Raw genomic sequence first — 20,980 nt, 5'->3', positions numbered from 1 at the left:
GAGCCTCAGTCCCAGCGCCAGGCAGAGAGCCCCATGACCACCGAAACCAAACATACCGCTCCCGTCGATCACCTGCGTTTCCACCGCCCTCACGCTCACCTGGCTCCGACCTTTGGCACCGACAAGTTTGCCCTGCGCGCCGAGGCCTTTGCGCGATTCTTCGGCACGCCGACCTTTCTCGGTGCGCAAACGCTGATCGTGGTGGTGTGGGTGTGCCTCAATCTGTTTGGCGTGGCCCACTTTGACCTGTATCCGTTCATCCTGCTCAACCTGGCGTTCAGCCTGCAATCGGCTTACGCCGCACCGCTGATTCTGCTAGCCCAGACCCGTCAAGCCGCACGCGACAAGGCCCAGTCCGAGGCCGATGCGCAGCACCGCGAAGCCCTGGCCGTGGCCAACGCCGAACGTCAGGCACAGGCAGCGCAGAACACCGCGCAACTGTTGGAACTGCTGGAGCAAAACACCCGGCTGACCGAAATGACCAAGGCCCTGACCGAACGCATCGAAAGCCTGACTTCGGAGATGCATCAGCAGTTTGTGCGCAAGGATCAGCCAAGCAGCTGATCAGCGAACCAACGACCTGTCGGCGGGGACCTGGAGCAGGTGACCGCGCGCTGTCGAACGTGGATGCGCAGGGTTGAACGGGCGTATGCGTTCGAACAGTAGATGATGCGGTGTTCTTCAGGCCGTCATCGCGGGCAAGCCCGCTCCCACAGGGTTTTGTGTCGGGTACTTGATCTGTGTACGACACATGTCCCTGTGGGAGCGGGCTTGCCCGCGATGAGGCCGGAACAGTCAGCCCAAAAACATCAGCCGCCCACCAAACTGCGCACTGCCGAAATCTCCGGCACTTCCCGCCGATTCATGTACACCCGCAACGGCTCGGTAATGTTGATCCGGTCATCGATGTGCTGATCCAGCAACAACTGAATCAACTCGCGTTTAAGCGTCATGGCCTGCTCCGGACCGGGTGCCCAGACGAACTCGCTCACCGGAATAATGCCGTCATCCGCCACGTCCATGCCGAACGAGTCTTCACTGAAGCGAACGATGTACTGGCCGGTCTTGCGATTGAGGCCGACGAAGCCTTTGAGTTGGTCGGCAGCCTGGCAGATGAGTTGGGAAGTGATGCGCATGATAAACCTCACAAAGGGTCGCGAAGGACCGGTGATCGATGGTTTACACGCAAGACAAGTCAATGGCTTTCCCTCTGCCGGGGACGTTGCCGGGGCCAAGAGTACTGCAAAAAACCGCACAAAAGCGCGGAAAAAATGGGCTTTAAACAGGTTTATGTCGGTCTCGCGATAGCGCTGGCAGCCCTCAGTTGTTAAAAGGGAGCTCTTTGAAAAACTGCGAAAGGACTTCGACCCATGCCTGTCACCTTCACCCAAAGCGCCCTGCTGCTGAGTGTGCTGCTTGGCCTCGGCCAGGCACAGGCCGCCAGCGAACCAAGCCCCACCGCACTGGCGACCCGCCTGGGTATCCCGCATCCGGCCGTGATCGCCCACCGTGGCGCGTCCTTCGATGCGCCGGAATCCACCGCCCCGGCTTACAAACTGGCGCGCGATCTGGGCGCCGACTATCTGGAGCTGGACTTGCAGCGCAGCAAGGATGGCGTGCTGTTTGCCCTGCACGACGACAACCTGCAACGCACCACCGACGTCGCCATCAAGTTTCCGGAGCGCAAGGACAGCCCGGCCAACGCCTTCACCCTTGCCGAACTGAAAACCCTCGATGCCGGCAGCTGGTTCAACAGCGCTTACCCGGATCGCGCCCGTCCGTCCTACGCGGGTCTGAAAATCCTGACTCTGGACGAGATCATCGACATCGCCCAGGGCAATCCGCTGCACAAGCCGGGCCTGTACATCGAAACCAAAGAACCGAAGCAGTTTCCCGGTCTCGAACGCGACCTCAAGGAGAAACTCCAGGATCGCGGCTGGTTGAGTCCGACCGGTTCGACACTGGCGAAAAGCGAACTGGCGGTCGGCCAGGGCAAAGGCAAGGTGGTGTTGCAAACGTTTGAGAAGGGCAGCCTCGAACTGCTGGACAAGGAAATGCCGCAAGTGCCGAAGATCCTGCTGCTGTGGGTCGGCGAAGGCAGCATCGAGCCCAAGTCCAAGGTGACCTTTGCCGAGTCCGGCGACAAGGACAAAGCGACGTTCTACGCTAAACAGCAACCGAAGGACAAAGCCGAATTCCAGCGCTGGGTCGAGTACGCCAAGGCCCAGGGCGCGATCGGCACCGGCCCTTCTGCCAGGCTGACCCAGGGGGGTGATCAGAGCTACTCGGACCTGGTGCAACCGTGGATGAACCAGTACACCCATGACCAGGGCTTGCTGGTGCATGCGTACACCGTCGACGATGCCGTGGATTATCAGAAAGTCATGGACGCCGGCGTCGATGGCATCTTCACCAATCGCGCCAGCGAGCTGCTCAAGTTCTACAAACGCCCGGCGGCGGCGAGTGTTGCGCAGTTGTTGCAGAACAACGGGTTCTGATCCGAGACCGTGGCGCCTGCTTCGCTGGCAAGCCAGCGCCTACAGGATTGCGCAAAACCTGTAGGAGCTGGCTTGCCAGCGAAGCTTTTACATCCGATGCGTTAATGGGAATTAAGCCTCGATTAAGTTGCCACAGTTAATCTGGCCCCACTTAAACAGTTCACCCCAAGGAAAGAATCCCATGAAAACCCTGACTGCCTTGTTCACCGCTGCTGCGCTGACCCTCACCGCTGGCCTGGCCCAGGCCGATGTGCCTGTCGATCAGATCCCGCAGTTGGTCAAAGATAAAAAGATCAAGCCACTGGAAGAACTGAACCAGATCGTGCTGAAGCTGCACCCGGGTGCCACGATTACCGACAGCGACCTGGACAACCACTTCAACAACTATGAATACGAAGTCGAACTGCGCGATGCCAAAAACGTTGAATGGGACGTGGATTTGAACGCCGCCACCGGCGAAGTCCTGAAAAACAAACAAGACGACTGATACACACATCAAGAAGCCGCACGACTTTCGAGTCGTGCGGCTTTTTTGCATCCTGCGTCAGCTGATCCCGAACGTCATCAATCCAGTGACGCCAACCTCGCGCCAGCCCGCTAGAATTCCTCGACCCCCCTCGGCATCTTGCAGCGAGAACAACGTACATGGGTCAGACAGCGGCAGCAGACATCGCCACCATTGGTCGAATCAGCGCGGTGCCCGCCATACTTCAGGTGATCCGCGAAATGACCGGCCTGCGCTTTGCCGCAGTGGCCCGCGTCACCGAAGATTCCTGGACCGCCTGTGCGGTGCTCGATCAACTGGGTTTCGGCCTGCAGGTCGGCGGTGAACTGGAGGTGACTACCACGCTGTGCCACGAAATTCGTCAGGCCCACCACGCCGTGGTGATCGACAAGGTCAGTGACGACCCGCTTTACCGCGACCACCACACGCCGCGCCTGTATCAATTCGAAAGCTACATCGCGGTACCGGTTTTTCGCACCGACGGGCGTTTCTTCGGCACCATCTGCGCCCTTGACCCCAACCCGGCGCCGCTCAAATCCAGCACGATCCAGAGCACCATGGAGTCCTTCGCACGGATGCTGGCGCTGCAGATCGAATCCGAAGAAAACCAGCAGAAGACCGAAGCGGCCCTGATTCAGGAGCAGGAAAACGGAGAACTGCGCGAACAGTTCATCGCCGTGCTCGGGCATGACTTGCGCAACCCCTTGTTTGCCATCAGCGCCGGCGCGGAAATGCTCCTGCGCAAGTTTCCAGACCCAGCCAGCGACAAGCTGGTGCGACACATTCTCACCAGCGCCCGGCGCGCGACCAGACTGGTCAACGATGTCCTGGACTTCACCCGCGGTTCCATGGGCAAGGGCATTCCGGTGAACATCGAGCCGTGCCCGGATCTGGAAGGGGCATTACGCCATGTGATTGCTGAAATCCAGAGCGTGCACCCCGACCGCAGTATCGTGTCGTCCATCGGCGACTTGCGCGATGTTCATTGCGATCGTGAGCGAGTGGCGCAATTGGCCTCCAATCTGGTGGCCAACGCGGTCACCCATGGCGATCTCGCAGGTTCGGTAGTGGTCAGCGCGCGGATCGATCAAGGCACCTTTGTACTGAGCGTAAAAAATCAGGGACAGATTGCCGAGCAGGCGTTGTTGCACCTGTTCAAACCCTACTCGCGACCGACCCGCGATACACCGCAGGCCGGCCTCGGGCTGGGCTTGTACATCGCCAGCGAAATCGCCAAGTCCCATGGGGGAACACTGGACGTGGTCTCCAACGCAGGACAGGGGACGATCTTTACCTTCAGCCTGCCGATTCGCCGTTAAGAACCGGCAGGATGATCAAGATCTTTTGCTTCCGTATCGAAGGGCCTCGGCGGAAGCCCTGGCCATGCTGACCATCGGCGCGGCCGACGTATTCGGGCTGCCGGTGTCGACCACTCACGTGCTGTCTGCGCTCCCACAGGTGATGTGTTGTTGTTCACGTGGTTGCCCGGATCACCTGCCCCAGCCAGTCCATGAACACCCTGACCCGCAACGGCAAATGCCGTTGCCGGGCGTGCAACAGTGAAACCCCCAGGGATGGCGCGTTGAACTGCGGCAACACCGCCACCAGCTCACCACTGCGCAGGTGCGGCGTCATGCCCGCCCGCGGCGCCTGGATCAAACCGAAACCACCCAGGCATGCCGACTCGTAACAATCTGTGCTGTTGACCGTGACGCTGCCCGCCATCGGCACTTGATGCGACTGCCCGTCCACCTCGTACACAAAACCTTCCGAGCGCGAACCCAGCACACCGACGTAATGCACCAGCCGATGGTGCGCCAGGTCTTCGATTCGCTCAGGCACACCATAGCGTTGCAGATAAGCCGGGCTGGCGCAGTTGACCATGACAAAGTCGCACAAGTGTCGGGCGACCACCGATTGATCCGGCTGCGCGCCGACCCGCACCACGCAATCAAAACCTTCGCCGAGCAAATCGACCCGGCGGTCAGTGCTGCTGATTTCCAGCTCCAGATTGGGATGCTGCGCCATGAATTCGGGCAGGCGCGGCATCACGACGCGACGAGCCAGAATATTCGGCATATCGATACGGATCCGACCGGTGAGCGCCGCCGCATCCTGGCGAAACAGCCCTTCGATTTCGTCCATGTGCGACAACAAGTCCTTGCTGCGCTCGTACAACACGATGCCGTCCTGGGTCGCCTGAACCTTGCGCGTGGTGCGTTGCAGCAAGCGCGTGCCCAACAGCGTTTCGAGGGCCTGGATGTGGTCGGAGACCGTCGACCTTGGCAGGCCCAGACTTTCACCGGCAAGGGTAAAACTCGACATCTCGCTGACACGCACAAAGGTGCGCAGCAGTTCCAGCTTGTTCATGGCTCGCCCTCTATTGTTCGGATTAACCGACCAGTGATTCCGATTTAGCTCTGTTTATCATTGCAGGGCGGATAAATAAACTTCCTTCACACCATCACTCACCGCGCTTGAGGAAGTCCCATGAACCGTAAAATCGCATTGATCACCGGCGCCAGCCGTGGCCTTGGCAAAAACGCAGCGCTGCATCTGGCAGCCCAGGGCGTCGACATCATCGGCACGTTCAACAGCCGCGCCGAAGAGGCGCAAGCACTGGTGGCGCACATCGAAAGCCTCGGCGGTCGCGCCGCCATGCTGCAACTCGACGTTGGCCAGAGTGAAGGCTTCGCGGCCTTCGCCACACAGGTCGCCGATGTGCTGCAAAACCATTTCGATCGAGAGCACTTCGACTTTTTGATCAACAACGCTGGCATCGGCGTGAATGCAAATTTCGTCGACACTACCGTCGCCCAGTTCGATTTGCTGATGAACATCCATCTGAAGGGACCGTTTTTTCTGACGCAGAATCTGCTGCCGCTGCTGGCTGATGGTGGACGCATTCTCAATGTTTCCAGCGGCCTGACCCGCTTCAGCATGCCGGGCTACGGCGCCTACGCGGCCATGAAGGGCGCCATGGAAGTGCTGACGCGCTACCAGGCCAAGGAGCTGGGGGCACGTAATATTGCAGTGAATACCTTGGCACCTGGCGCTATCGAAACCGATTTCGGCGGCGGCACGGTGCGCGACAACGCGCAGGTGAACACACTGGTCGCCAGTAATACCGCGCTGGGTCGCGTCGGTCAGCCGGACGACATCGGCGCGGCCATTGCGTTATTGATGGCGCCGGGTGGCCAGTGGATCAACGGGCAGCGTATCGAGGCTTCGGGGGGGATGTTTTTGTAAATAGACCGCCAAGATCAAAAGATCGCAGCCTGCGGCAGCTCCTACATGGACCGGGTACAACCACAATTATGCGGATGTACTCGATCCCTGTTGGAGCTGCCGCAGGCTGCGATCTTTGCTTTTATCCATCGTAAGAGGTGCGCAATACCATCCGCTCACGCACCACGTCATACGCCCAGTGATAAACATAGGTATACGGCAGGAAAAACAGCAACACACCGATGTCCAGCAGGAATGCCTGCCACAGGCTGATATTGAGCCACCAGGCAATCAGCGGCACGCCGACGGCAACCAGTCCGCCTTCAAACAGCAATGCATGCACGACGCGAACCCAGGCGTTACGCACAAGGGTGAGACGTTTGAGCGCGCGATCGAACAAGCCGTTGAAGACCACGTTCCAGGCGAGGGCCAATGCAGCGATAGCCAGGGTCGCCACGCCCATTTCCAGCATCGGTTTGTCCATGACCCAGGCGAGCAACGGGGTGCAGATCAGCACCGCCAGCAGTTCAAAACCAATGGCCTGGAAAATACGTTCAGTGATGGATTTGTTGGCGTTCATGGCCAGACTCCCTGAGTGACTGTGGTTGCCATAGTCCGCTATCGCACCGATACTTCATAACCAATAACCATCGATCAAGGCGATAGTTCATGGCCTCTCACGAAGTGTTGCTGGCCTTCGTCCAGGCGGCGACGCAAGGCTCGTTTTCCGCGGCGGCGCGCAAGCTTGGCCGCAGTCAGTCGACCATCAGCGCGGCAGTGGCCAGCCTGGAGATCGACCTGAACCTGACCTTATTCGATCGCAGTAGTCGCAAGCCCGGCCTGACGCCGGCCGGGCACGTGGTATTACAGCGGGCCGAGGCGATTCTGGCGGCCACCAGCCGCCTGGAAATGACCGCCAGCCAATTGTCCCGAGGGGTCGAGGCGAAACTGACGGTGGCGCTGTCCGACACCTACCAGTCCGACCGATTCGAAGCAGCACTGAGTACCTTTGAACAGCGTTATCCGGACCTGGAACTCGAATGCCTGATTGCCGAGTGCGATGACCTGGTGGCGCTGGTGCAAAGCGGTCGCGCCCATGTCGCCTTCGCCGAGCGGCAAGACAGCTACCCACCGGACCTGGCCAGTTCGACGGTGGACGAACGCACGGAAATCGCACTGTTCGTAGCCCCCGGACATCCGTTGGCGGCTTTGGCAAAGGTGGATCAGGATGTGCTGCAACAGCATCGCGAACTGCGGCTGGCGACCATCGTCAATCCCTATGAAAGCCGGGCGAAGGGGCGCGTCTGGTCGGCGCCGAGCTACCTGATGCTGCTGGAAATGGCCCAGGGTGGATTCGGCTGGGCGCCGTTGCCCCGGTGGTTGGTGGAACGCTTTGGCGCGGGGTCGTTGCAGGAGATTCACGTGCGTGGTTGGCCAAAGACCGTGTCGGTGGACGCGCTGTGGTCGCGGTTGAATCCGCCGGGCCCGGCGGGGAGTTGGTTGATCGGCAAGATGCTGGAATAGCGGCGCCACCCATCGCGGGCAAGCCCGCTCCCACAGGTTCGAGTCGAATCGTGATTATATGATCGACTCGAACCTGTGGGAGCGGCGGTGCGACAATTCGACTTGCCCGCGAAGAGGCCCGCAAGATCACATCACTCCCACATTGGACCACATTCTCCAGGCAGAACCCGATCAACTGTGTGCGGGCTTGCCCGCGATGGGGCCCGAGAGATCACATCACTCCAACCTCTTTAGCCGCCCCTCGATAAACCGCCGCTCCGGCACCTGCTGCGTCAACTCAAGCGCCCGCTCATATGCCGCCCGCGCCTCATCCACCCGCCCCAACTGCCGACAAAACTCCGCCCGCGCCGAATGCGCCAAGTGGTAATCCAGCAGCTCACCGCGCTGCAGAATCCCTTCAATCAAGGTCAACCCCGCCAACGGTCCATCCCGCTTGGCCAACGCCGCGGCCCGGTTCAGCTCGATCACCGGTGAAGGCATGGCCTGCAACAGCACGTCATACAAACCGACAATCTGCGGCCAGTCCGTCTCCCCCGCCCTCGGCGCTTCGGCATGCACCGCCGCGATCGCCGCCTGCAGGCTATAAGGCCCGAAACGCCGGGTCGTCAATGCCCGCTCCACCAGCGCGCAACCTTCGGCGATCATCCCGGCATCCCACAACGCACGATCCTGCTCATCCAGCACAATCAGCTCGCCACTGGCCGAGGTCCTGGCCAGGCGCCGCGACTCGTGCAACAGCATCAACGCCAGCAGGCCCATCACCTCCGGCTCCGGCAGCAACTCGACCAGCAACCGGCCGAGCCGTATCGCTTCGCGGGTCAAATCTTCTCGGGTCAATTCGGCGCCGATGGACGCCGAGTAACCTTCGTTGAATACCAGATAAATCACGCGCAGCACGCTGTCCAGACGTTCGGGCAATTCGGCCAGGGTCGGCACTTGATAGGGGATTTTCGCGTCACGGATTTTCGCTTTGGCCCGCACGATGCGCTGGGCAATGGTGGTCGGTGCCGAGAGGAAGGCCCGGGCGATTTCTTCGGTGGTCAGGTCGCAGACTTCCCGCAGGGTCAATGGCACCTGGGCGTCCGGCGCCAGTGCCGGGTGACAGCAGGTAAAGATCAGGCGCAGGCGGTCGTCTTCCACGTCTTCGTCACTCCAGTCGGCCTGCTCCAGCGCCTCCAGTTGCGCGATCAACAGCGGCCGAGACGCGTTGAAGCGCGCGCGCCGACGCAACACATCAATGGCCTTGAAGCGCCCGGTGGACACCAGCCAGGCCCGCGGATTGTCCGGCACACCGTCACGCTGCCAGCGCTCGACCGCGACGAAAAACGCCTCATGCAGGGCCTCTTCGGCAAGATCGAAATCGCCGAGCAAGCGGATCAGAGTCGCCAGAATCCGCCGCGAGTCTTCACGGTAGACCTGCTCGACCCGAGCCGTCACCGCGACGTCAGGCATCAGTCCGGCAGGCCTTCGGCACCCGCGTCACTGACTCGAATTCGGCAGGCTGCTTTTTACAAGGTTGCGGGCTCATGCAGATCTCCTGTCTTTGATTGTGGTTCAGGGGTTCAACTGGCGAACGGGGCGCACCTCGACACAGCCCACCCGGGCCGCCGGGATGTTGCCGGCGACCTGGAGGGCTTCATTGAGGTCCTTGGCATCGATCAGGTAGAAGCCGGCCAACTGCTCCTTGGTTTCGGCGAACGGGCCGTCGGTGATCGACATTTTCCCGTTGCGCATGCGCACGGTGGTCGCGGTCTGCACCGACTCCAGCGCTTCGGCCGCGAGCATCCGGCCACTGCCCTGGATTGACTCGGCGTAGGCCATGCATTCGGCGTCTTTCGGGCTGTCGGGCAGCGAATGCAACTCGAGCTCGTTGCTGTAGACCAGGCATAGATATTTCATGGACGCTCTCCGTTTCTTGAGGCTCTGCCCTAATCGAACTGATCAACTATGGCTGCAGATTGGCGTTTGGACGCTGTTTCCCGATCAACCGCCCGACGATCAAGGTTCCAGGTTGAACAGCGCAGTGCCGCTCATCATGTCGAACGGGGCTGACCAGTGTTCGTGGACGATGCGCCATTGTCCGGCCTCGCGCCGATAACAGGCGGTCACGCGCATCCAGCAGGCCTGGGTTTCACCCTTGTCATTGGTGCCACCGCAATGGGCCAGCCAATGGGCGAAGGCGATGTGCTCGTCCGCCACGATGTTCATCTGGTCGAAGTCAAACGTGTGCGCGCCCTGGCACATTTCCATGCACTCCAGCCAATGCGCGCGGTAGGCGGCCTTGCCCCGGAATTGCAGGGCCTTGACGGCGTCGTAGGAGACGATGTCGTCGGCATACAGGGCCATGATTTTCTCGACATCCTTGGCGATGACCGCCTGACGATAGGTGTCGATCAGGGTCTGGATCTCGTGTGTCGCGTTCATGGTGGTTCTCCGTGGTTTTTGTGTGAAGACACCCTTTGTCGTCTGGCAAAACGCCAAATCGACAACCGAAATAAAAATAATCCATCGGCACAAACTCGTTAGAATTCGAAACATCTCGGTGATGGAAAAAGGATACTCCAGTGACAGCCAGACTCGTGCCTTACGAAAGCCTCAACGCGCTCCAGCGCCGGCAGGTCGAGGCCATTGAAGTTCACAAAGAACAAATCAAGTTCTCCGGCGACATCCACGGTGCGTTGCACACCCTGTTGTCCAGGCCCGGCCCCGGCGTCAAGGGATTTGCCTTGCTGGCCGAGGATATTCCCGTCGCCTTTCTGCTGCTAAAACGCCCGCCGGTGCTACCCGCCTGGGCCAACGAACACAGCGCGACCCTGCATGCATTGCAAGTGGATCACCGCGCTCAGGGCAAAGGCTATGGCAAGGCTTGCCTGCGAGCCTTGCCCGAGGTGGCGCGCCAGGCCTGGCCGGAAATAAAGGGGCTGGAATTGTCAGTGGATGCCGACAACGTGTCGGCCATCGCGCTTTACGCAAAATTCGGCTGGGTCGACAGCGGCGAGGCCTACAAGGGCCGGATCGGTTACGAGCGGCGAATGGGGCTGATCTTCTGATGTGTTCCGTGCTGGCGCTGGATCCAGGCAACTGCACTGCCACAGATGCAAATGAGCGCAACGCCGATCACGCCGACGTCACGCTCATTCACACACTCAACACAAATTCCCTACAAAATACTTAGCCCGCTACCTGTCAACCGGGCGAGCCTGCGTATATAAAAGCATCCCGTTGCGACAACGCGGGCAAGGAACGACGCTTCCCCCTGCCAAGCATTGTCAGAACCGGACTCATTTATTCATTTAGTTTTATTTGCACAGACTCGGGCTCAAGCGCAGCATATCCAACCCTGTATCGGCCCAACGCTCGGCTTCGGCGTGCAGTTGAAAACTGTCGGGTGCCAACAGCCACTGGTACAGGATGCCATCGATGTAGGCATGCAGGCTGATGGCGGCACGGGCGGTGTCGAGGTTTTCCGGCAACTGTCCCCGATTCACTGCATTACTCAGGGCCAGGGCGATCCGCACATTGCAATCGAGACTGGCCGCGCGGCGCTGCTGGCGCAGGTCGCACATTTCATCGGTGAATTCGCACTTATGAAACAGAATCTCATTGAGGCGTCGGGTTTTCGGGTCCAGCGCAACCTGATGAAACAAATGAATCAGCAGCTTGCGCATGCAGCCCAGCGGGTCGGGTTCATCTGCGCTTTCGCTGGCCTTGGCCATTTCATCCAGCGGCTCATGCAAGGAGTCGAGCATGGCCTGCACCACGGCGGCCTTGTTGCTGAAATGCCAATAGATGGCCCCGCGCGTGACGCCGGCCAGGGTCGCGATTTCCGCCAGTGTCGTGCGCGCCACGCCCCGCTCGAAAAAGGCTTTTTCGGCCGCTTCGAGTATCTGGCTACGGGTTTCTTGAGCTTCCTCTTTGGTACGACGGACCATGCAGTACAACCTCAATCAGGATGCTTCAGCGATGTCTGAATATCAGCTGAATAAAAGTGGGGCGAGCGCTCTCAGGCGTCGTCCCCGGCCTACAATTCGAACCTTTGAACAATTTTTGTAACGTTATGGGTACAGGGCCACGCTATTTACAAACAACCATGAACGTAAGTATATTACTTAGCAAGCTACTTATCCACTCAGCGCACAATTTTTACCCTTCCACCTTTCTTGTGCGCAATTTGCGCGCCTGACCCGAGGATTTTCATGCAATTCAAGCCAGCCGTTACCACTCTGGTCACCGCCGTCGCCCTGGCAACACTGCTTAGCGGATGCAAAAAGGAAGAGGCCGCGCCTGCAGCACCGCCCCCTCAGGTCGGCGTCGTAACCCTGCAATCACAAGCCTTCACCCTGACGTCCGAGCTTCCGGGCCGCACCAGCGCGTTCCGCGTCGCCGAAGTTCGCCCTCAGGTCAACGGCATCATTCTCAAGCGCCTGTTCAAGGAAGGCGGCGACGTCAAGGCCGGCCAGCAGCTGTATCAGATCGATCCGGCCGTTTATGAGGCCACCCTGAAAAGCGCCCAGGCCAACCTGCAGCAGACCAAGTCGATCTCGGATCGCTACCAGCAATTGGTCAAGGAGCAGGCCGTCAGCCGCCAGGAATACGACACGGCCCTGGCCAACCGGCTGCAATCGGAAGCAACCATGCAAAGCGCCCAGATCAATGTGCGCTACACCAAGGTGTACGCGCCGATCTCTGGCCGTATCGGGCGTTCTTCGGTAACCGAAGGCGCGCTGGTGACCAACGGCCAGGCCGACGCCATGGCCGTGATCCAGCAACTCGACCCGATCTACGTCGACGTGACTCAGTCGTCGGTCGAGCTGCTCGAGCTGCGCCGCGAACTCGAAAGCGGCCGCCTGCAAAAGGCTGGCGACACCGCCGCAGCGGTCAAGCTGACCCTCGAAGACGGCAGCGAGTACAAACAACCGGGCAAGCTCGAGTTCTCCGAAGTTTCGGTTGACCAGACCACCGGTTCCGTGACCCTGCGTGCAGTGTTCCCGAACCCTGATCACACCCTGCTGCCAGGCATGTTCGTTCACGCCCAGTTGCAGTCCGGCGTGAATAGCGCGGCGATCCTCGCGCCGCAACAGGGCGTGACTCGCGACCTCAAAGGCACCCCGACCGCGCTGGTCGTCGGCCCGGACAACAAGGTCGAACTGCGTCAGCTCAAGGCCAGCCGCACTGTGGGCAGCCAATGGCTGATCGAAGACGGTCTGAAGGCCGGCGATCGACTGATCACCGAAGGGCTGCAATACGTCAAACCTGGCATTGAAGTCAAAGCCAGTGAAGCGACTAACGTTGGCGCAAAGAACCCGGCCCCCGCACAGGTAGCTGACAAGGCTGCCAGCGGCAAAGGGGAGTAAACCATGTCCAGATTTTTTATCGACCGTCCGATTTTCGCCTGGGTAATCGCCCTGGTGATCATGCTGGTCGGGGCACTCTCGATCCTCAAACTTCCGATCAACCAATACCCGAGCATTGCGCCTCCGGCCATTGCGATCCAGGTGACCTACCCGGGCGCGTCCGCACAAACCGTGCAGGACACCGTGGTGCAGGTGATCGAACAACAGCTCAACGGTATCGATAACCTGCGTTATGTCTCCTCGGAAAGTAACTCCGACGGCAGCATGACCATTACCGCGACCTTCGAGCAGGGCACCAACTCCGATACCGCGCAGGTTCAGGTCCAGAACAAGCTGAACCTGGCCACCCCGCTGCTGCCGCAAGAAGTGCAGCAACAGGGGATCCGCGTGACCAAGGCAGTGAAAAACTTCCTGATGGTGATCGGCGTGGTGTCGCGTGACGGCAGCATGACCAAGGACGACCTGTCCAACTACATCGTGTCGAACATGCAGGATCCGATCTCGCGGACCGCCGGTGTCGGTGACTTCCAGGTCTTCGGTGCCCAGTACGCGATGCGGATCTGGCTCGACCCGGCCAAGCTCAACAACTACAACCTGACCCCGGTGGACGTGAAAACCGCCATCGCGGCGCAGAACGTCCAGGTGTCGTCCGGTCAACTCGGCGGTTTGCCTGCCGTCGCCGGCCAACAACTGAACGCGACGATCATCGGCAAGACCCGTCTGCAGACTGCCGAGCAGTTCAAGGCGATCCTGCTCAAGGTCAACAAGGACGGCTCGCAAGTGCGCGTCGGCGACGTCGCGGATGTCGGCCTGGGTGGTGAGAACTATGCGATCAGCGCCCAGTTCAACGGCAGCCCGGCCTCCGGTCTGGCGGTGAAACTGGCCAACGGTGCCAACGCCCTCGATACGGCAAAAGCCCTGCGCAAGACCATCGAAACCCTCAAGCCGTTCTTCCCGCAAGGCATGGAAGTGGTGTTCCCGTACGACACCACGCCGGTGGTGACCGAGTCGATCAAGGGCGTGGTTGAAACCCTGGTCGAAGCGGTCGTGCTGGTGTTCCTGGTGATGTTCCTGTTCCTGCAGAACTTCCGCGCCACGGTCATCACCACGATGACTGTCCCGGTGGTTTTGCTGGGTACCTTCGGGATCCTCGCGGCATTTGGTTTCAGCATCAACACCCTGACCATGTTCGGCATGGTGCTGGCCATCGGCTTGCTGGTGGACGACGCCATCGTCGTGGTGGAAAACGTCGAACGGGTCATGAGCGAAGAAGGCCTGTCCCCCAAGGAGGCCACAAAGAAATCCATGGGGCAGATCCAGGGTGCACTGGTCGGCATCGCACTGGTACTGTCGGCGGTACTGCTGCCGATGGCGTTCTTCAGCGGCTCCACCGGTGTGATCTACAAGCAGTTCTCGATCACCATCGTCTCGGCCATGGCCCTGTCGGTACTGGTCGCGCTGATCTTCACCCCGGCACTGTGCGCCACCATGCTCAAGCCGATTCCCAAAGGCGAGCACGGCACGCCGAAACGCGGCTTCTTCGGCTGGTTCAACCGCAACTTCGACCGTGGCGTCAGAAGCTACGAGCGTGGCGTGGGCAATATGCTCTCGAACAAGGCGCCGTACCTGCTGGCCTACCTCGTCATCCTGGTCGGCATGATCTGGCTGTTCACCCGCATTCCAACGGCGTTCCTGCCGGAAGAAGACCAGGGCGTATTGTTTGCCCAGGTGCAAACCCCGGCAGGTTCCACCGCCGAGCGCACGCAGGTGGTGGTGGACGAGATGCGTGAGTTCCTGCTGCGTCCGAGCAAGGACGGCGGTGAAGGCGATGCGGTGGCCTCGGTGTTTACCGTGACCGGCTTCAACTTCGCCGGTCGTGGCCAGAGCTCGGGTATGGCGTTCATCATGCTGAAACCCTGGGGCGAGCGTAACGCCGACAACAGCGTGTTCAAGCTGGCGGCACGGGCCCAGCAGCACTTCTTCACCTTCCGTGATGCCATGGTGTTTGCTTTCGCACCACCGGCGGTACTGGAACTGGGTAACGCCACCGGTTTCGACGTGTTCCTCCAGGACCGCGCCGGTATCGGTCACGACAAGCTGATGGAAGCGCGCAACCAGTTCCTCGGCATGGCGGCGCAAAGCAAGGTTCTCTCGCAAGTGCGTCCCAACGGCCTGAACGACGAGCCGCAATATCAGCTGGAAATCGACGACGAGAAGGCCAGCGCCCTGGGCGTGACCCTCAGCGACATCAACAACACCCTGTCGATTGCCCTGGGCAGTAGCTATGTGAACGACTTCATCGACCGCGGTCGGGTGAAGAAGGTTTACGTGCAAGGCCAGCCAGGTGCACGCATGAGCCCTGAAGACATGAAGAAATGGTATGTGCGCAACAGCGCCGGGACCATGGTGCCGTTCTCGGCCTTCGCCAAGGGTGAGTGGATCTACGGTGCACCGAAGCTGTCGCGTTACAACGGCGTGGAAGCGATGGAAATCCTCGGTGCTCCGGCGCCCGGTTATTCCACCGGTGAAGCCATGGCCGAAGTCGAAGCCCTGGCCAAGAAACTGCCGGCCGGTGTCGGTATTTCCTGGACCGGCCTGTCGTACGAGGAACGTCTGTCCGGCTCGCAGGCGCCAGCGCTGTACGCGTTGTCGCTGCTGATGGTGTTCCTGTGTCTGGCAGCCTTGTATGAAAGCTGGTCGATCCCGATCGCGGTGATGCTGGTGGTGCCGCTGGGCATCATCGGGGCGCTGATGGCGACCAGCCTGCGCGGCCTGTCCAACGACGTGTACTTCCAGGTGGGCCTGTTGACGACCATCGGTCTGGCGGCGAAAAACGCCATCCTGATCGTCGAATTCGCCAAGGAACTGCATGAACAAGGGCGTAGCCTGCGCGATGCAGCGATCGAAGCCTGCCGGATGCGTTTGCGACCGATCATCATGACCTCGCTCGCCTTCGTCCTCGGTGTGGTACCACTGGCCATTTCCACGGGCGCAGGTTCCGGTAGCCAACATGCGATCGGTACCGGGGTAATTGGCGGTATGCTCACGGCCACGATCCTGGCGATCTTCTGGGTCCCACTGTTTTTCGTCACTGTGTCGGCCATGGGGCAGCGCAAGACCGCTGACCAGGATGACGCTCTTGAACCTTCTAAAGAGGCTGGCTAATGAGCAAGTCGCTACTCTCCATCGCAATCGCCGCCCTCGTGCTGAGCGGTTGCTCACTGATACCGGATTATCAGCGGCCGGACGCGCCGGTGGCAGGCCAGTATCCGCAGGGCCCGGCGTACTCGCCGGCCCAGGCGCCGGCCCAGGCCGCCGCCGAACAGGGCTGGAAGCAGTTTTTCCATGACCCGGCGCTGCAACAGCTGATCCAGGTCGCCCTGGAAAACAACCGGGACCTGCGGGTCGCGGCGTTGAACATCGACGCCTTCGCGGCGCAGTACCGCATCCAGCGTGCGGATCTGTTCCCGGCGGTGTCGGCCAATGGCACCGGCAGCCGTCAACGGGTCCCGGCACGGGCCTCGCAGACTGGCGAAGCGGGCATCACCAGCTCCTACTCGGCCACGGTCGGCATCAGTGCTTATGAACTCGACCTGTTCGGTCGGGTTCGCAGCCTGAGCGAAGAAGCCCTGCAGCAATACTTCGCCACTGAAGAAGGCCGCCGCAGCACGCAGATCAGTCTGGTGGCCAACGTGGCCAATGCCTACCTGACCTGGCAGGCCGACAAAGAGCTGCGCAAACTGACCCAGGACACCCTCGGTGCGTTCGAGGAGAGCCTGAAGCTCACCGCGCGCAGCAACGAAGTCGGTGTGGCGTCGGCCCTGGACCTGGCCCAGTCGCGTACCTCGGTGGAAAACGCCCGGGCGCAACTGGCCCGGTACACCCGTCAGGTGGCGCAGGATGAAAACGGCTTGGTGCTGCTGCTCGGCACCGGTATCCCGGCCAATCTGCAAACCGCCAAGCCGCTGTCCGACGATCTGTTGAGCGAGGTTCCGCCCGGCCTGCCGTCAGACTTGCTGCAACGTCGTCCGGACATCCTCCAGGCCGAATACAACCTCAAGGCCGCCAACGCCAACATCGGTGCGGCACGGGCTGCGTTCTTCCCGAGCATCAGCCTGACGGCCAATGCCGGCTCCCTGAGCCCGGACCTGTCCGGCCTGTTCAAGGGCGGCTCGGGCACCTGGTTGTTCCAGCCGCAGATCAACCTGCCGATCTTCAACGCCGGCAGCCTGCGCGCCAGCCTGGATTACTCGAAAATCCAGAAAGACATCGGCGTGGCGAACTACGAGAAGTCCATTCAAACGGCCTTCCAGGAAGTCGCCGACGGCCTGGCCGCGCGCCAGACCTACACCGAGCAGTTGCAGGCCCAGCGTGATTTCGTCACCGCCAACCAGGACTACTACCGTCTGGCCGAGCGTCGTTATCGCATTGGGGTCGACAGCAACCTGACCTTCCTTGATGCCCAGCGTCAGCTGTTCAGTGCCCAACAGGCGCTGATCACCGACCGTTTGGCGCAGCTGGCCAGTGCGGTGAATCTGTACAAGGCACTGGGGGGGGGCTGGAACGAGCAGACCGCGAAGGTCGAGCCGCAGAAAGAAGAAGCGCCGAAGATGAAGTTGTTCTGATCTCGGGGTAAAAAACTTGAAGCCCACCTTTTGGTGGGCTTTTTGTTGCCTGCGGGGAAAGTGGTGTTGGCCCTACTGGCCCCATCGCGAGCAAGCTCGCTCCCACAGTGTCCGAGCTGTACACACAAGTGGTGAACCCCGCTGAACCTGTGGGAGCGAGCTTGCTCGCGATGGGGCCAGTGCAAACAACATAAAATCATAAACCAATCTTGCGTTCGATTATCGCCCAAAACCTGTTTAGTCTGATTGAACTATCTAGTCCATTCACCGCACCATTCGCCACACAAAACCAATAACAACAGGTTCGACACCATGTCCCAGCGCCCTGCCCTCTCCGGCTGATCCCGCACCGTTTTCGAATTCGAATCTTGTGACTGCAACCCCAGGTTGCGGCATCGCCACGCTTCATCCCCAAGAATTAGAGAGACCCGAGCCCATGACGCCTTCCACCGTGCAGTATTTTTTTCCCAGCCTGATCGCCATCGCGCTGACCGGTGCGGCTCTGCCCGCCGTGGCCGAGGAATCGGGTTTTGTCGAAGGGGCCAAGGTCAACCTGAACCTGCGCAACTTCTACATCAACCGCAACTTCACCAACCCGACCCGGGCCCAGGGCAAAGCTGAAGAGTGGACGCAAAGCTTCATCCTCGACGCAAAATCCGGGTTCACTCAAGGCACCGTCGGGTTCGGCATGGATGTCCTGGGGTTGTATTCGGTGAAACTCGACGGCGGTAAAGGCACCGGCGGTACGCAGTTGCTGCCGCTGGACCACGACGGTCGCCCGGCGGACAACTTCGGCCGCACCAACGTGGCGTTCAAGGCCAAACTGTCACAGACCGAAGTGAAGGTCGGCGAATGGATGCCGGTACTGCCGATCCTGCGCTCCGACGACGGTCGCTCCCTGCCGCAAACCTTCCGTGGCGGCCAGATCACCTCGAAGGAAATCGCCGGCCTGACCCTCTACGGCGGCCAGTTCCGCGCCAACAGCCCGCGGGACGACAGCAGCATGAGCGACATGTCGATGACCGGCCAGGCCGCATTCACTTCAGACCGTTTCAACTTTCAGGGCGGCGAGTACCTGTTCAACGACAAGCGCACCCAGGTCGGTTTGTGGAACGCCGAGCTCAAGGACATCTACAGCCAGCAATACCTGAATGTGACCCATAGCCAGCCCATCGGCGATTGGACCCTGGGCGCCAACCTCGGCTTCTTCTACGGCAAGGATGACGGCAGCGCCCGGGCCGGCGAGCTGGACAACAAGACCTGGTCCGGCCTGTTCTCGGCCAAGTACGGCGGCCACACCTTCTACGTCGGCCTGCAAAAACTCACCGGCGACAACGCCTGGATGCGGGTCAACGGTACCAGCGGCGGCACCCTGGCCAACGACAGCTACAACGCCAGCTACGACAACGCCAAGGAGAAATCCTGGCAACTACGCCACGACTACAACTTCGTCGCACTCGGAGTGCCAGGCCTGACCCTGATGAACCGCTATATCAGCGGTGACAACGTGCGCACCGGCACCATTACCGATGGCAAGGAATGGGGTCGCGAGAGTGAATTGGGCTACACCGTACAGAGCGGAGCGCTCAAGGACCTGAACGTCAAATGGCGCAACTCGACCATCCGCCGCGACTTCAGCAATAACGAGTTCGATGAGAACCGTTTGATCGTCAGCTACCCGATCAGCCTGCTGTAAACACAAATTACTGTGGGAGCGAGCTTGCTCCGGGCGGCGTTCCGACGATGGCGTCATGACATTCAACATCTACATTGAATGTAATGCCCTCATCGCGAGCAAGCTCGCTCCCACAGGGGATCTTCGATGAACACAAAATTGGTGTTCACACTGGACCACTGTGTGTGGGCTTGCCCGCGATGGCGTAATAACAGTCAACATCTACATTGAATGTTATGCCCTCATCGCGAGCAAGCTCGCTCCCACAGGGGATCTTCGGTGAACACAACACCTGCGTTCACACCGGACCATTGTGGGAGCGAGCCTGCTCGCGAAGGCGTCAGCTCAGACACTGCAAAACACCAGGATCACCCCCGCGATTCGACCCCCAACTCATCCCACACCGACTCTGCCAGGTGAAACGTCGCATTCGCCGCCGGAATGCCACAGTAGATCGCGCTCTGCATGATCACTTCCTTGATCTCGCCACGGGTTACGCCGTTGTTGGCGGCGGCGCGCAGGTGCAGTTTGAGTTCACCCTCGCGGTTCATGCCGATCAGCATGGCGATGGTGATCAGACTGCGGGTGTGGCGTGGCAGGCCCGGGCGGGTCCAGATGTCGCCCCAGGCATGGCGGGTGATCATCTCCTGAAACTCCGAGTTGAACTCGGTCAGGGTGGTCAAACTGCGGTCGACGTGGGCGTCACCGAGTACCGCGCGACGGACTTGCATGCCCTCGTCATAACGTTGTTTCTCGTCCACAACCATCCCCTTAATCAGCTGACAAGAACGCCAGTACCCGGTCGCTGAACGCAGCGCCGGCCTGGACGTTGGACAAATGCGCGGCGTAGAACTCGGCGTACTCGGCGCCCTGCACATGCTCCTGAATGAAGTGCCCGCCAGACGGCGGCGTGACCGCATCTTCGGTGCCGGCGATGACCAGCAACGGCACCTTGATCGAGGACAGCTGATCACGGAAATCGGCATCGCGCACGGCGGCGCAATTGGCCGCATACCCTTCAGGCGATGTCGCCGCGAGCATGTCCGTGATCTTCTTCGCCGCTTCGGGATTGGCTTCGGAGAAATCCGCGGTGAACCAGCGCGCAATCGACGCATCGCGCAGCGCGACCATGGCCGCCGCGCCGTCACGCAGCACGGTTTCGATCCGCGGGTCCCACACCGATGGATCGCCGATTTTCGCCGCGGTATTGCACACCACCAGTTTGTGCAGACGCTGGCCGGCGTTGATCCCCAGCCACTGGCCGATCAAGCCGCCCATGGACAGGCCGCAAAAATGCGCGCGCTCGATGTGCAAGGCATCCAGCAGTGCCAGCACGTCATGGCCCAGTTGCTCGATGCTGTAGGGCCCCGGCGTCACCAGCGACTTGCCGTGCCCACGGGTATCGAAACGCAGCACCCGGAACTGTTCGGTGAACGCCGCTATCTGCGCGTCCCACATATGCAGGTCGGTGCCCAACGAGTTGGACAGCACCAGCACCGGCGCATCGGCCGGTCCATCAAGTTGGTAATTCAGTTCGCCCTCGGCGAGTTGTACGAAAGCCACAGCAATCT

At 60.5% G+C, this 20,980-nt stretch carries 20 protein-coding genes and 1 pseudogene; 12 read left to right on the top strand and 9 right to left on the bottom strand.

Annotation, left to right across the window (positions count from 1 at the left end):
- The first annotated feature begins 33 nt into the window (after positions 1-33).
- Positions 34-564, top strand: a complete 531-nt coding sequence (locus ACA067_RS05900) for a DUF1003 domain-containing protein (RefSeq protein WP_497460977.1) — start codon at positions 34-36, stop codon at positions 562-564.
- A 245-nt stretch (positions 565-809) separates the two neighbouring features.
- Here ACA067_RS05900 and ACA067_RS05895 read toward each other — a convergent pair whose 3' ends face one another.
- Positions 810-1,136, bottom strand: coding sequence for a DUF2025 family protein (locus ACA067_RS05895; RefSeq protein WP_497460976.1), 327 nt, complete (start codon positions 1,134-1,136; stop codon positions 810-812).
- Between the two features lie 234 nt (positions 1,137-1,370).
- Between ACA067_RS05895 and ACA067_RS05890 the strand changes: the two genes are divergently transcribed.
- From ACA067_RS05890 to ACA067_RS05875, 4 genes and pseudogenes are all read left to right on the top strand, one after another.
- Positions 1,371-2,498: a glycerophosphodiester phosphodiesterase gene (locus tag ACA067_RS05890; protein ID WP_497460975.1), complete on the top strand. Its 1,128-nt coding sequence runs from the start codon at positions 1,371-1,373 to the stop codon at positions 2,496-2,498.
- Between the two features lie 181 nt (positions 2,499-2,679).
- Positions 2,680-2,985: a PepSY domain-containing protein gene (locus tag ACA067_RS05885; RefSeq protein WP_154997254.1), complete on the top strand. Its 306-nt coding sequence runs from the start codon at positions 2,680-2,682 to the stop codon at positions 2,983-2,985.
- Between the two features lie 158 nt (positions 2,986-3,143).
- Positions 3,144-4,322, top strand: coding sequence for a GAF domain-containing sensor histidine kinase (locus ACA067_RS05880; RefSeq protein WP_497460974.1), 1,179 nt, complete (start codon positions 3,144-3,146; stop codon positions 4,320-4,322).
- Positions 4,323-4,365: 43 nt separating this feature from the next.
- Positions 4,366-4,452: pseudogene (locus tag ACA067_RS05875) on the top strand (hypothetical protein); the annotation flags it as partial.
- Between the two features lie 24 nt (positions 4,453-4,476).
- On the opposite strand, the gene ACA067_RS05870 reads toward ACA067_RS05875, so the two are convergent.
- Positions 4,477-5,373, bottom strand: coding sequence for a LysR family transcriptional regulator (locus tag ACA067_RS05870; protein ID WP_497460973.1), 897 nt, complete (start codon positions 5,371-5,373; stop codon positions 4,477-4,479).
- A gap of 120 nt (positions 5,374-5,493) precedes the next feature.
- Here ACA067_RS05870 and ACA067_RS05865 point away from each other — a divergent pair, with 120 nt between their 5' ends.
- Complete coding sequence (locus ACA067_RS05865) at positions 5,494-6,252, top strand: SDR family NAD(P)-dependent oxidoreductase (RefSeq protein WP_497460972.1); 759 nt, start codon at positions 5,494-5,496, stop codon at positions 6,250-6,252.
- Positions 6,253-6,373: 121 nt separating this feature from the next.
- Here the strand turns inward: ACA067_RS05865 and ACA067_RS05860 are convergent, their stop codons facing one another.
- Positions 6,374-6,811, bottom strand: a complete 438-nt coding sequence (locus tag ACA067_RS05860; protein ID WP_497460971.1) for a multidrug/biocide efflux PACE transporter — start codon at positions 6,809-6,811, stop codon at positions 6,374-6,376.
- 89 nt (positions 6,812-6,900) lie between these two features.
- Here ACA067_RS05860 and ACA067_RS05855 point away from each other — a divergent pair, with 89 nt between their 5' ends.
- On the top strand, positions 6,901-7,755 hold the full coding sequence (locus ACA067_RS05855) for a LysR family transcriptional regulator (protein WP_497460970.1): 855 nt from the start codon (positions 6,901-6,903) through the stop codon (positions 7,753-7,755).
- A gap of 216 nt (positions 7,756-7,971) precedes the next feature.
- On the opposite strand, the gene ACA067_RS05850 is transcribed toward ACA067_RS05855, so the two are convergent.
- From ACA067_RS05850 to ACA067_RS05840, 3 genes are all read right to left on the bottom strand, one after another.
- Positions 7,972-9,207: an RNA polymerase sigma factor gene (locus ACA067_RS05850; protein ID WP_497460969.1), complete on the bottom strand. Its 1,236-nt coding sequence runs from the start codon at positions 9,205-9,207 to the stop codon at positions 7,972-7,974.
- Between the two features lie 102 nt (positions 9,208-9,309).
- The gene (locus tag ACA067_RS05845; protein WP_497460968.1) at positions 9,310-9,654 is read right to left on the bottom strand and encodes a YciI family protein; all 345 of its coding nucleotides are present in this window, start codon (positions 9,652-9,654) and stop codon (positions 9,310-9,312) included.
- 99 nt (positions 9,655-9,753) lie between these two features.
- Entirely contained in the window at positions 9,754-10,179 is a 426-nt protein-coding gene (locus tag ACA067_RS05840) for a YybH family protein (RefSeq protein WP_150746132.1), read from the bottom strand.
- A 140-nt stretch (positions 10,180-10,319) separates the two neighbouring features.
- Between ACA067_RS05840 and ACA067_RS05835 the strand changes: the two genes are divergently transcribed.
- Positions 10,320-10,805: a GNAT family N-acetyltransferase gene (locus tag ACA067_RS05835; RefSeq protein WP_497460967.1), complete on the top strand. Its 486-nt coding sequence runs from the start codon at positions 10,320-10,322 to the stop codon at positions 10,803-10,805.
- Positions 10,806-11,054: 249 nt separating this feature from the next.
- On the opposite strand, the gene emhR is transcribed toward ACA067_RS05835, so the two are convergent.
- Positions 11,055-11,687 (bottom strand): efflux system transcriptional repressor EmhR, encoded by a 633-nt coding sequence (gene emhR, locus ACA067_RS05830; RefSeq protein WP_497460966.1) that lies wholly within the window; start codon positions 11,685-11,687, stop codon positions 11,055-11,057.
- 264 nt (positions 11,688-11,951) lie between these two features.
- Here emhR and ACA067_RS05825 point away from each other — a divergent pair, with 264 nt between their 5' ends.
- The 4 genes from ACA067_RS05825 to ACA067_RS05810 all read left to right on the top strand — a co-directional run bounded on the left by ACA067_RS05825 (position 11,952) and on the right by ACA067_RS05810 (position 19,430).
- The gene (locus ACA067_RS05825) at positions 11,952-13,109 is read left to right on the top strand and encodes an efflux RND transporter periplasmic adaptor subunit (RefSeq protein WP_497460965.1); all 1,158 of its coding nucleotides are present in this window, start codon (positions 11,952-11,954) and stop codon (positions 13,107-13,109) included.
- Between the two features lie 3 nt (positions 13,110-13,112).
- Positions 13,113-16,274 (top strand): efflux RND transporter permease subunit EmhB, encoded by a 3,162-nt coding sequence (gene emhB, locus ACA067_RS05820; RefSeq protein ID WP_497460964.1) that lies wholly within the window; start codon positions 13,113-13,115, stop codon positions 16,272-16,274.
- On the top strand, positions 16,274-17,734 hold the full coding sequence (emhC, locus tag ACA067_RS05815) for an efflux RND transporter outer membrane subunit EmhC (protein WP_497460963.1): 1,461 nt from the start codon (positions 16,274-16,276) through the stop codon (positions 17,732-17,734). Before emhB ends, emhC begins: the two co-directional genes overlap by 1 nt.
- A gap of 436 nt (positions 17,735-18,170) precedes the next feature.
- The gene (locus tag ACA067_RS05810; protein ID WP_497460962.1) at positions 18,171-19,430 is read left to right on the top strand and encodes an OprD family porin; all 1,260 of its coding nucleotides are present in this window, start codon (positions 18,171-18,173) and stop codon (positions 19,428-19,430) included.
- A gap of 347 nt (positions 19,431-19,777) precedes the next feature.
- Here ACA067_RS05810 and pcaC read toward each other — a convergent pair whose 3' ends face one another.
- Complete coding sequence (gene pcaC, locus ACA067_RS05805; protein WP_497460961.1) at positions 19,778-20,170, bottom strand: 4-carboxymuconolactone decarboxylase; 393 nt, start codon at positions 20,168-20,170, stop codon at positions 19,778-19,780.
- A gap of 10 nt (positions 20,171-20,180) precedes the next feature.
- Positions 20,181-20,972 (bottom strand): 3-oxoadipate enol-lactonase, encoded by a 792-nt coding sequence (pcaD, locus tag ACA067_RS05800; RefSeq protein WP_497460960.1) that lies wholly within the window; start codon positions 20,970-20,972, stop codon positions 20,181-20,183.
- Between the last annotated feature and the right edge of the window lie 8 nt (positions 20,973-20,980).

It is taken from the genome of Pseudomonas sp. LBUM1674 (assembly GCF_059695635.1).
This window is presented reverse-complemented; position numbering and strand designations above follow the sequence as displayed.